This is a genomic window from Pseudomonas sp. HLT2-19-2 (assembly GCF_054898005.1).
Window position 1 is genome coordinate 2729091 of the sequence record NZ_CM142712.1, and the last position, 12026, is coordinate 2741116.

The window sequence follows — 12026 nt, forward strand, 5'->3', positions numbered from 1 at the left end:
TGCGTCATTATCACCGGCAATGGCCTTTTGCGAGGTCACGCCGGCGCGTCACTCGAGAAGACCGGCTGTGCGTTGCAAACATTCCGACCGCTTGATTTTAGAGGAGACGCAGCATGGACCGATTTACAGGCGGTTGCCTGTGCGGCAATGTCCGAATTGAGGCTACGGGACGTCCATACCGGGTCGGCCTTTGTCATTGTCTCGACTGCCGCAAGCATCATGGGGCCCTTTTTCACGCTTCCGCGGTGTTCCCTCAGAGTGCGGTGACGATCGATGGCGAAACACGCGACTACGCCGGGCGGTTTTTCTGTCCCCGCTGCGGCTCGCCCGTTTTTGCACGCACCGCCGACGAAATCGAAGTGAACCTGGGATCCCTGGATGCCCTTGACCAGCTGATGCCCACCTACGAAAGCTGGATCGTCCGTCGCGAGTCTTGGTTGCCACCGTTTCCGCTTACAAGACGATACGAGCGCGATCGTGACGCGTCGGGTCGCTTTGAGGAGTAGGCCGCGCAGTAAAAAGCCCGCTGAACCCGTGAGGGTCAGCGGGCTTTTACGTGGGCGGGTTTTGTTCTGATCCGTATTTTCCTTCGCTATCTGCAGCTGTAACGCACGCAGCCACCGGCTCACAATGACAGCACGCTCCACAGTCGCGGCAACCGCCGCACCGCAAACTCATAACGTAGGAGGCCCAATGGGCAAGATGGCAATTTTCCTGGGTGGATTTCTGGTGTTGACCATTTTGATCGGTGCCCTTGCCACGATTTCTCCCGTTTAATCACTTCCTCCATTCAGCAAAAAGCACAACGCCTCCACATTGGGAGGCGTTGCAGTTTCAGCACTACCGCTCGCGTTACTTAAGATCGAAGCGATCCAGGTTCATCACCTTGGTCCAGGCAGCCACGAAGTCTTTAACAAACTTTTCCTTCGCATCAGCGGTTGCATAGACTTCAGCCAACGCTCGCAACTGCGCATGTGAGCCGAAGACGAGGTCGACACGGGTGCCTGTCCACTTCACTTCGCCGGTTTTGCGATCGCGCCCTTCAAACTCCTCATTAGCCTCCGAGACCGGTTTCCATTCCACGCCCATATCCAGCAGGTTCTTGAAGAAGTCGTTGGTCAACGCCTCCGGCTGCTGCGTGAACACACCGTGTTTGGTTTGTCCGACGTTGGTGTTCAGCACGCGCATACCGCCAATGAGCGCGGTCATTTCTGGCGCGGTGAGTGTCAGCAGTTGCGCCTTGTCGATCAACAGCTGCTCGGCCGGTACGCGGTATCTGCCTTTGAGGTAGTTACGGAAACCATCGGCGATGGGTTCGAGGAAGCCGAAAGACTCCACATCCGTCTGTTCCTGGGAGGCGTCCATCCGCCCCGGTGTGAACGCAACCGTGACGCTGTGGCCAGCATTTTTCGCCGCCTGTTCGACGCCAGCGCTACCGGCCAGCACGATCAGGTCTGCCAGCGAGATCTTCTTTCCGCTGTTGTTGAATTCGCTCTGAATGCTCTCGAGTTTCGCCAACACGTTCGCCATTTGCTCAGGCTGGTTGGCCTGCCAGAATTTCTGCGGGGCCAGACGCAGACGCCCGCCGTTGGCGCCGCCGCGTTTGTCGGAGCCACGGAAGGTCGAGGCCGCCGCCCAGGCAGTTGATACAAGTTGCGAGATTGTCAGGCCCGAGGCCAGGAGTTTGCTCTTGAGTGCGGCGACGTCACTGTCGTTGACCAGGGCATGGTCGACCGCTGGAATCGGGTCTTGCCACAGCAGTTCTTCGCTTGGCATTTCCGGGCCGAGGTAGCGGGAGAGGGGGCCCATGTCGCGGTGGATCAGCTTGAACCATGCGCGGGCGAACGCGTCGGCCAATTGGTCCGGATTTTCCAGGAAGCGCCGCGAAATCGGTTCATAGATCGGGTCGAATCGCAGCGACAGGTCCGTGGTCAGCATGGTCGGGTTACGACGCTTGGAAGGGTCGTGAGCATCCGGAATGATGCCGGCACCGGCGCCGTTTTTCGGTATCCACTGATTCGCACCCGCGGGGCTTTTGCTCAGTTCCCACTCGAAGCCGAACAGGTTTTCCAGATAGTTGTTGCTCCACCGGGTGGGCGTGGTGGTCCAGGTGACTTCCAGGCCGCTGGTGATGGTGTCCGGCCCTTTGCCGGTGCCGAAGCTGTTCTTCCAGCCAAAACCTTGTTGTTCCAAGCCCGCGGCTTCGGGCTCGGCGCCGACATTGTCGGCAGGTCCAGCACCGTGGGTCTTGCCGAAGGCGTGGCCGCCGGCAATCAGTGCCACGGTTTCTTCGTCATTCATCGCCATGCGAGCGAAGGTCTCGCGGATGTCTTTCCCGGCGGCAACCGGGTCCGGGTTGCCTTCCGGGCCTTCAGGGTTCACATAGATCAGGCCCATTTGCACCGCAGCGAGCGGGTTTTCCAGGTTGCGCCCTTGCTCGGTACGACTCTCCTCATTTTCCCCCGGCTCAGCAACGAGTGGGCCTTCGCCGGGCTCTTGCATGGGCTCATTTTCTTTGCCATAGCGGGTGTCGCCACCCAGCCATTTGTTTTCGGAGCCCCAGTAAACATCCTCATCCGGTTCCCAGACGTCCGGACGACCACCGGAATAGCCAAAGGTCTTGAAGCCCATGGACTCCAGCGCGACGTTGCCGGTGAGGACGATCAGGTCAGCCCAGGAGATGTTACGGCCATATTTTTGCTTGATCGGCCAGAGCAGCCGGCGCGCCTTGTCGAGGCTAACGTTGTCTGGCCAACTGTTGAGCGGCGCAAAGCGCTGCTGGCCGGAACCGGCGCCACCACGGCCGTCACCGGTGCGGTAGGTACCGGCGGAGTGCCAGGCCATGCGAATGAAGAGCGGCCCGTAGTGACCGAAGTCCGCCGGCCACCAGTCTTGCGAATCGGTCATCAACGCCGTCAGGTCTCTTTTGACCGCTTCAAAGTCCAGGGTTTTGAAAGCTTCGGTGTAGTTGAAATCCTCGTCCATGGGGTCGGACAGGGACGAGTGCTGGTGCAGGATCTTCAGATTCAGTTGGTTCGGCCACCAGTCGCGGTTCGTCGTGCCACCGCCAGCGGCGTGATTGAACGGGCATTTCGATTCATTTGCCATGTGTGAGCTACCTTTGGTCGTGTTCATCCGGCTATCCGGCCCAGCGTGGGCATTAAATAGCAACGAGCGAAACCAATGACACAGGCTGCAGGGCCAGCAGTTTGATCAACTGATTGTTTTGATCACACGGGAATTCTGAACAGTGGCAATCGAGTTGCCTGCACGGTGGCCTACGGCAGGTTTAGTCAGGCTTCTGACCCATTCCTATCTCCTTATCAGCTCTTAACCGGCCGGCTAGGGTGCCAGCGCTCGAGTAAGGTTAGACCCCAGTTGGGAAGTCAGCTAATAGGTGGAGTATTGGGTCGCGATAGGCAGAGTCTTTTACCGGCATCTGGGGTGGGCCCGCGTCTATTTGCAGCATAGACGCGGGGGAAGCCGTTACTTTCGCACGTTCTGGTACAGCATCAACCTTGAGGTTTCATGCATGGCGCGGGTCAGCTGTGACAGGCGTTTGAACTCTTCCGGATTTTGCTCGGCGACGTTGTCCAGTGGCGTCGGTGAGGCCAGGTCATGGAGACTTGGCGAGCTGCCGTCGTGCTCCATCTGCACCATGTAGTGTTGAGTAACGCCGGCAATCAGCGGGAAGGTGCCTTCACGTAACACCAGTGGCACCACACGCTCACCCTCGGGCGCTGGCTGCTGGATATCACGGCCCATGCCACTGTTGCGAAACTCAAGACCGGCCATGCCCGCCACGGTGGGCAGCAAGTCCACCAGGCCAACCGCTTCTTTGACCTTGCGCGTCCCGAGCAAGCCCGGCGCGTGGATGATCATCGGCACCGCGTTGCTTTCCAGGCCTAGTTGCTCGTAGGCGGGTGCCAGGAAAGGGATCTGGGCGATTCGGGTGTTATGGTCGCCAAACAACACGAAAATGGTGTTTTCGTAATAGCCGCCTGCTTTGGCGATTTCCATCAAGCGTCCGATGTTGAAGTCCAGCAAACGCACGGCGTTGTACTGCTCGACACTGCGCGATCCTGCGGCCTGGACTTCCGCCAGGGTAGGGTGCTTGACTTCGAATCCATCGTTGCTCTTGGGAATCGTGAAGGGACGGTGATTGCCGGCCGTCTGTACATACGCAAAGAACGGTTTGTCCTTGGGCAGCGCTTGCAGGATCTGGTCGGTTTCCTTGAACAGATCCAGGTCTGAAATCCCCCAGACATCCACCACCGGGGATTTCCAGTCCCGCTCTTCAAACAAGCGAACGCCGTCGATGCTTTGCCGAATCAAGGCATTCATGTTGGCCCAACCGGAGTTGCCGCCGATGGTGTAGATCTTCTCGTAATCGGTGAAGGCGTTGATCAGTGTGTTTTGCTTGGTGATCAACGGATTACGCGTCGCGGTTTCCTGGCGGGTGACGTCAGGCACCCCGCTGATGCTGGCCCAGACGGTTTTTGCGGTCCCCGTCACCGGCACGTAAAAGTGCTCGAAGAACCAGCTCTGAGTGGCCAGGCGATCAATATTGGGCGTCGGATTGATCGGGTTGCCGTAGGCCCCGACGGCGCTGGTGCCCAGCGATTCAAGCATGACGAACATTACGTTCGGCGGCCGGGAACCCGGTACTTTGTAGGGTTGTGGCGCCTGTTGACGTACGAAATCAAGGGTTTGCGCGTCGGGCTTGTCCACCCCCAGGTAGTTGGCCATCACCGGGTAGTGTTCGCGCACCTGCGCTTCGTCATAGCGCGACTGGCCGACTTTGACCGTGTCGTAGAGGAACAACACCGGGTTCAGGCCCAACGCGGCAACCTGGTTATTGCCCGAGAAGAACGCATCGCTCCAGCGTAACGGGACCGGATTTTCAAGGTTCATGTTTTCGACACGACCTAAAATGCCCAGCAGCACCACCACGACCATCAGCGCGCCGCCCCATGTCGCAGAGAGCGGGTGAATGGCTTTGCGCGGGCGGTCCAGCGTTACGCGTTCCAGACGCACCAAGGCCAGTATCGCCAGCGTGACCGTTACCAGCCAACCCAGTGAAATCCAGATAACCGGGTAAGTTTGCCAGACCATGTCACGGGATATTTGCGCATCCTCGATGAAGCGCAGCACGGTGGCGTTGATTCGCACGCCCAAGTAGGCGTAATGGCCGAAGTCGATGATGTAGATCAGCAGCAGGACGCTCAGGGCTGCAACCAGATAAACGCGTGCGATCCGGCGAAGCAGACGGCTGCCGATCAGATTCCAACGAGGAATCCAGGCCAGCAACGCCAACGGCAACACGACCAGGATGGCCAGGCGCAGATCGAAGCGAAAGCCGATGCCGAGGGTTTCCACGACAGCATTTTGGTCGATCAGGGCGCTGGCGTCGAAACCGGAAAAGCCGAAGAAAAACACGACCCTGAGCAGTGCAAACAGCGCAAACGTAATCGCTGTCGCGCCCAGCCAGTAATGCAAACGTCTCGATTGCAGCCAACCCATCCATGTTCCCCTGTTATTAAAGTCGTTAAATCTCAAACGGATTTGGGCATGTCGCCCACTGCACCGCGCCGATTGCTTACCCGGCGAAACGTCCAGCGCATGGCAAGCATCAGCAGTGCCACGCAGCAATACAGACCCAGCAGTGGATCAATCAAATAATCCCAATAGTTTTGCGAAGGTTTTATCCCGGCGATGAACGCCAGGGTGGCGCTGGCCAGCATTACGACGGCCAGGCCGTTGCGCAGGTAAAACAGGCCCAGTGTGAGCACTGCGAAAAAAATCAACATGGGGCGCGGGCTGTAGCCAAACCGATAGGGGTCCAGATCACTCATGCCCAGGGTTGCCGGGTACAGCACCAGGGCCATTGCGGCGAAGAGGATCAATACGCTGGTTTTACCCCGCGCAGGTGGCAGGATGTCCAGCCGACGCAAGCAGCCCCACGCCATGAACACCATGGTGGTGATCGCCAGGTCATCAATGTAGCTGCGCAAATAGGCGGCCAACGACAACCCGTCCAGCGGTATGAAGCTGGCGACCAACAACGCGGCCAACAGTGCGATTCGCCAGGTCTTGGTTAGGCCGAAAGCAGGCAGCACCAGGAAAAGGATCATTGCGAAGCTGGCATGGGCTTGCCACAGGCTGATCATTTGAGACGCTCGTTGAGCCACGCATCGTTAAAGGTGACGTGCTTGATGAAGGTGTTGTTCCAGGAATAAACCAAGTGATACATACCGTCGGGACTGCGGATGAAGTACGGGTATTCATATTCAAATTCACACCCTTGGCTTTTACAGACACGGTTGTCGAGGTTGTCCAGGAACTGCGCCTCCAGCGGTTGACGCAGAGCGCCACTGGAACCGCGGAACTCTTTGCCGATGATTTCCTTGTAGGCCTCGGGTGAAAACGGCGCGCCCGCTGGATCGGGTGACTTATCGAGGTCGCGCAACGAGCGCCAATCGTCCATTTTTGCATCGGTCCCGTAAAGACTCAGCTTGAAGCGCCCCTCCTGCAGGTCGTTGAGCGCCACCAGCAACCCGTGTTCGGGCGTCGCGACGGCCGCCAGCGAGGAATTCGGATTCGAGGGATCGAGCGGATAAGGCTCACTCCAGGTTTGTCCGGCATCTTCAGTGCGGGTCGCCAGAACACGGTGGTGAGTGTTACCGGCATAGCGCAGCAAGGCGATGCCGCGCTGCCCGTCCAGCGGAACCACCGCGGGTTGCAATGAGTTCTTGCCGTGGCTGATGCGGAATTTGTCGATCACATCGCCGTCTGCGCTCAAGTAGAGGTACTCGGCAAACTTGCCCAGAAATTCGTGGTAGACCGGTAAGCCGATGGAGCCGTCGGCATGAAACACCGGTGCCGACCGGACCAGGGTGCTGATGTTCAGAAAGGGTGAAGTGATCAGCTGGCGCGGAGGGGACCAATGTCCACCGAAGTCGTCTGAAACCATCACATTGACCGCGCTACCGGCCCAGCCACCCATGGACACAGACACGTAGAACAACCACAGGCGATTATCCGGCGCTAGGGCAACCACCGGGTTGCCCAGTTTGCGAATGTATTTTCGAGTGCCCTGTTGGGTCGAATCCCGAGTCGCCAATACCTGTTCAGCCCCCCATTCGCCGGTTTTCGAGTCGTAACGGGCGGAGCGCACCTGCACATCGGCTGCGCCTTCGCGCGAGCCAGCGAACCAGACCGTCATCAGGCTACCGTCGGGCAAGGCGGTGACGGCCGAGGAATGCACGAAGTCAACCAGCCCGGAGGAGGCGAAACGGCTGGTATAAATGGGCTTGGCCACTTGGCCGGCCACTGCCATCACGGGACTTATCAGGGCAAAGGAAGAGTGCGTATTGGCAGGATTGACGAACCAGGCGGCCGCAAACAGGCAAGAAAGTGCAAGGTATGCACCGAAGGCAGAAATGCTGGGAAATTTGATGCGCATAATTAAGATTTTGGCATCTCATGGGCCTGATCAGGCGCTCAAATTAACACTCGATAGTACAAGATCGAATTTTATGAATTTCTATTTTGTAAGAAATTGTTTGTAGTGCGCTGCCATGTCGATCAGCAACACTCAATGGATAGGCTGAAACTGCCGGACTAGGGGGATTCAGATTCGAGCCAGCGGAATTGGCGGGCCAATCTCGCCGTTGGTCGTAAAAGCCGGACATGAACAGTGACCAGAGTGAAAAGGAAGCTGATTTCACCCGCTGACGAAAGATCAACTGCAGGCATCGATTGCTCAACGTTCTGACTCAACGGTGGTTGAGGGCGAAGATTCTGTTATGGGCTTCGCGAACTTTTATACGTTTGATCGCGATGGCGTCTGCGCGATCGGCAATGTGATCGTGTCGCCCAAAGCTCGGGGGTAAGGTATCGCGAAGTTCTTGGTGCAGACGATGGTGGGGCTGGCGTTGGAACGTCATCGGGCACGCGAGGTGCAGCTGTCGTGCTTCAACGAGAATACGGCGGGGCTGCTTCTTTATCCGCAGCTTGGGTTTGTGCCGTATGGGGTTGAGGAGCGCTTGGCGCCGGACGGGCGCCGGGTAGCGCTGATAAAGATGCGGTTACTCACCGAAGCCAAAAGCATGGAAATCCCCTGCGCGTAGATAAAGCGTGCCCCGTCGTGCTGCGAAACAAGAGCTGCGAGCGCTTCTGGAAAGAGCGAGGTGGATGGTCGTGGATTAGACTAAACACCGAACATCCGACGGTGGGAGTGACAACTGTGGCGGGATTCAGATGGACTCGCTGATCACAGCCGCAGCACAGGCGCTGGCAGCGGGTGATCCGCTCGGCGCGCTGAACCGGGTCGCGTTGCGCGACGATGCGCCAGCGCTGGCGTTGCGCGGTATTGCGATGGCGCAACTTGGCGATCTGGTGCGGGCCAAGGCGCTGGTGCAGAAAGCAGCACGGGCCTTCGGTCCGAAGGAGACCTTGGCTCGGGCGCGGTGTGTGGTCGCTGAAGCCGAGATCGCGCTGGCCTCCCGGGAATTGGGCTGGCCGGTGAAGGCACTCGACTCGGCGCGGGTGACGCTTGAGGCGCACGGCGATCGAGTGAACGCCGCTCTTGCGCGATATCTGCAGATTCGGCGTTTGCTGCTGATCGGGCATCTCGATGAGGCCGACGTGCTGCTCGCCGAGCTTGACCCCGCGCCATTACCGCCGGCATTGCGCGCCGCCCACGAACTGGTCGTGGCGGGGATCGCGATGCGGCGACTCGAGACGCAGAAGGCGCGGTCTGCACTCACCAGGGCCGAACACGCCGCACGCGATGCCGGTATTCCTGCGCTGACGGCCGAAGTGGAAAACGCGGTCCTCGCCCTGAATACGCCTGTCGCGCGGCTGATTGCCCGTGGCGAAGAACGGCCTCTGTTGCTGGATGAGGTTGAAGCGCTGCTCGGGTCAACGTCGCTGGTCGTGGACGCGTGTCGCTACGTAGTGCGTGGCGCCGGCATGTCGGTTTCCCTCGCCACACGCCCGGTCTTGTTCGCCCTCGCGCGGGCACTGGCCGAAGCCTGGCCGGCCGACGTGTCGAGGGAAACGCTGATTGCCCAGGCCTTTCGTTTGAAGCTCGCCGATGAGTCCCTTCGCGCACGGTTGAGAGTCGAAGTCGGGCGGCTGCGGGCGGCGCTTAAACCCTGGGCCGGCGTCACTGCAACTAAACGTGGTTTTGCGCTGGTGTCGCTGGTTGCCTGCGACGTTGTGGTGCTGGCGCAACCCGTCGAAGAGAAACACGCGGGGGTGTTCGCCTTCCTCGCCGACGGTGAATCGTGGTCGAGCTCGGCCCTGGCACTGGCCCTTGGCGTCAGCCAGCGGACGGTGCAACGGGCACTCGACGAACTCGCCTGCGCGGGCAAGGTGCAGTCGTTCGGTCGCGGCCGGGCGCGTCGCTGGGTGACCCCGCCGGTGCCGGGTTTCGCGACGACCTTGTTACTCCCGGCGCCACTGCCGGGTGACTAGGATGAACGCCACCCACCCGTGACGAGGAAGCCAACATGAAACAGTCTGAAGCTCAAATCCTTCGTGAATATGGACCCTTTGCCGGTGTCGACACGGTGCATGGCGTCACTTGGGACGGCCGGCACGTCTGGTTTGCAACCGGCGACACACTCAACGCCCTGGACCCAACGAGCGGCAAGACACTGCGCTCAATTGACGTCGCCGCCCATGCCGGCACCGCCTTCGACGGCCAGCACCTGTTCCAGATCGCCGAGGATCGCATCCAGAAAATTGACCCGCAGACCGGCCGCGTACTCGCGACTATCCCGGCGCCTGGCGGCAGTGACTCAGGGCTGACGTGGGCGGAAGGGACGCTGTGGGTCGGTGAGTATCGGGATCGGAAGATTCATCAGATCGATCCCGAGACCGGCGCGATTCTTCGCACTATCGAATCCAACCGCTTCGTCACCGGGGTGACCTGGGTCGATGGGCAGCTGTGGCATGGCACGTGGGAAGGCGATGAGAGTGAGTTACGCCATGTTGATGCGCAGACCGGCGAGGTGCTGGAGAGCGTGAAGCTGCCGGCGGGCGTTGGGGTGTCGGGGCTTGAATCGGACGGTGGCGATCAGTTTTTCTGCGGCGGCGGAGGCAGTGGAAAGGTGAGGGCGGTGCGGCGCCCCAAATAAGGCGCCGCTCAATCACTCAAGGCGCCCCAAATAACATCGTCCAGTAAACCCCCTCATCGCTGCGCGCGTCTGCTGCATAGGCCGCACCCATCTGGGTAAACATCGGGTTCATCAAGTTGGCGCAATGCCCCGGGCTGGCCAGCCAGCCCGACATTGCCTTGCCGGGTGAGCCCTGGCCGGCAGCGATGTTCTCGCCGATCTGCCGGCCACGGAAACCAGCGGCTCGCGCCCGGTCTGCGGGCATCTCACCGTCGGGGTCCTGGTGTGCAAAGTAGTTGCCGTAGGCCATCGCTTTGCTGTGCCCTTGCGCCGCAGCGCCCAGGGCTGCGTTCCAGGCCAATGGCCGTGCGGCAGCGAAGCGCTGACGACCGCAGAGGCGTGGCTTTGAACGCGCCGCATTGGCTTGTGCCAGCAACGCCTTGCTGACCGCTCGCGTATCGCCCACCTGATTGTCGAGCACCGGCCGCGCCAGCACGATCTGCCAGTCGCTACGGGCGCGACTGACGCCAATGTCGGCGAACTGGGTATCGAGCAACGCCGCGCAGTGATCGCTCTGAAGCATGTCGAAGGCCTCATCGGCATCCCGCGCACCGACCACACGTAGGGTGCGCACCGTCACCGCCTGATAGCCGGACGCTTTCAATCTATCGCGCAATCCGCCGCCATAGCCGATCGGCAAGGCCAGGTTCGCCTTCAACGCCAACGGCGATAACGCTCGACCCGCGCGCCCCGAGCAGCGATCGGGGTGAGCGCGGTAGTCGTTGATGGCTTCCACCAATTGACTTTCGGCACTGGCGTGGGCGGGGTTGGCGAACAGTGAAAACAGGGGAATGAAACAGAGCGAGGCAACGCGAAAGGACTGGAGGGTTTGGCGCATGGATGGACAGCTCTGAGCGGGCAAGTGGATTTTCACGGCTCGGCTATGACTGGCGCTTCAACACAAGGTTCACGAGCGCAAGAGATCTATTTGTCGCGCCCGTTCACTTCGAAAACTTTCGCGCTCCGGCAACGCAAAGGATCACCGCGACGGTAACCCCCAGCATGCCAATGCTGACCTGCTCGTGAAGCAGCGTGGCCGCCAGCGCCAAGCCAAAAAACGGCTGTAGCAGCTGAAGCTGGCCGACGGCAGCAATTCCCCCTTGGGCAAGCCCGCGGTACCAGAAGACGAAACCGATCAGCATGCTGAAGATCGATACGTACGCCAGGCTGATCCACGCGGGTGTCGTAATTCCCGAAAACGAAACAGGCGCCATTAACCAGGTCAGCGGGATCATGGCGGGCAGGGACAGCACCAATGCCCAAGAGATCACCTGCCACCCGCCCAGTGTTCTTGAAAGCTTCGCACCTTCTGCATAACCCAGCCCGCAGGCGAGAATGGCCAGCAGCATGAGCATGTCGCCTGTCGGAGAAGCTGTCAGGCCTTGAGAGACCGCAAACCCCACGACCAACGCGCTTCCCAGGACCGAGAAGAACCAGAATACCGGCCGTGGACGCTCCCCTCCGCGCAACACGCCGAACACCGCCGTGGCGAGCGGCAATAGGCCAACGAAGACGATTGAGTGCGCCGATGTCACGTGCTGTAGAGCCAGCGCCGTGAGCAGCGGAAACCCTACTACAACGCCCATTGCCACGATCACCAAGGGCAGTAGCTGATGCTTGGCAGGACGATTTTTTTTAAACAGCACAAGCATGCAAAGCGCCAGAACCCCGGCAATCGCCGCTCGGGCAACGGTCAGGAAGACCGGGTCGAATTCCATCACTGCCAACCGCGTGGCAGGCAGCGAGCCGCTGAAAATCAGCACGCCGATAAACCCGTTGAGCCATCCGCTCGCGGTCTTTTCCGTCGTTGGGTTTTGCAGGGTCCGTTCCATTTCAGGG

At 59.9% G+C, this 12026-nt stretch carries 9 protein-coding genes and 1 pseudogene; 4 read left to right on the forward strand and 6 right to left on the reverse strand.

The window, feature by feature from the left end; translation table 11 throughout:
- The first annotated feature begins 113 nt into the window (after positions 1-113).
- Positions 114-506, forward strand: a complete 393-nt coding sequence (locus ACYZTU_RS12700) for a GFA family protein (RefSeq protein ID WP_461970586.1) — start codon at positions 114-116, stop codon at positions 504-506.
- Between the two features lie 346 nt (positions 507-852).
- Here the strand turns inward: ACYZTU_RS12700 and katG are convergent, their stop codons facing one another.
- From katG to ACYZTU_RS12720, 4 genes are all read right to left on the reverse strand, one after another.
- Positions 853-3108, reverse strand: a complete 2256-nt coding sequence (katG, locus tag ACYZTU_RS12705; protein ID WP_461970588.1) for a catalase/peroxidase HPI — start codon at positions 3106-3108, stop codon at positions 853-855.
- 378 nt (positions 3109-3486) lie between these two features.
- Positions 3487-5523 carry an LTA synthase family protein gene (locus tag ACYZTU_RS12710; protein WP_461970590.1) on the reverse strand — a complete coding sequence of 679 codons (2037 nt, stop codon included), beginning with the start codon at positions 5521-5523 and terminating at the stop codon, positions 3487-3489.
- Between the two features lie 32 nt (positions 5524-5555).
- Complete coding sequence (locus ACYZTU_RS12715; RefSeq protein ID WP_461970592.1) at positions 5556-6170, reverse strand: hypothetical protein; 615 nt, start codon at positions 6168-6170, stop codon at positions 5556-5558.
- On the reverse strand, positions 6167-7465 hold the full coding sequence (locus tag ACYZTU_RS12720; protein ID WP_461970594.1) for a sialidase family protein: 1299 nt from the start codon (positions 7463-7465) through the stop codon (positions 6167-6169). The genes ACYZTU_RS12715 and ACYZTU_RS12720 overlap by 4 nt, the downstream gene beginning before the upstream one ends.
- A 262-nt stretch (positions 7466-7727) precedes the next feature.
- On the opposite strand from ACYZTU_RS12720, the pseudogene ACYZTU_RS12725 reads away from it, so the two are divergent.
- From ACYZTU_RS12725 to ACYZTU_RS12735, 3 genes and pseudogenes are all read left to right on the forward strand, one after another.
- Positions 7728-8132 (forward strand): annotated as a pseudogene (locus ACYZTU_RS12725) (GNAT family N-acetyltransferase); the annotation flags it as partial.
- 130 nt (positions 8133-8262) lie between these two features.
- Positions 8263-9483 (forward strand): helix-turn-helix domain-containing protein, encoded by a 1221-nt coding sequence (locus tag ACYZTU_RS12730; RefSeq protein ID WP_461970596.1) that lies wholly within the window; start codon positions 8263-8265, stop codon positions 9481-9483.
- Between the two features lie 35 nt (positions 9484-9518).
- A complete protein-coding gene (locus ACYZTU_RS12735) occupies positions 9519-10148 on the forward strand; it encodes a Vgb family protein (RefSeq protein WP_461970598.1) in 630 nt (209 codons plus the stop codon).
- A gap of 16 nt (positions 10149-10164) precedes the next feature.
- Here ACYZTU_RS12735 and ACYZTU_RS12740 read toward each other — a convergent pair whose 3' ends face one another.
- Both ACYZTU_RS12740 and ACYZTU_RS12745 read right to left on the reverse strand, forming a co-directional pair.
- On the reverse strand, positions 10165-11025 hold the full coding sequence (locus ACYZTU_RS12740) for a CAP domain-containing protein (RefSeq protein ID WP_461970599.1): 861 nt from the start codon (positions 11023-11025) through the stop codon (positions 10165-10167).
- 103 nt (positions 11026-11128) lie between these two features.
- Complete coding sequence (locus ACYZTU_RS12745; RefSeq protein WP_461970601.1) at positions 11129-12019, reverse strand: DMT family transporter; 891 nt, start codon at positions 12017-12019, stop codon at positions 11129-11131.
- Positions 12020-12026: the final 7 nt, after the last annotated feature.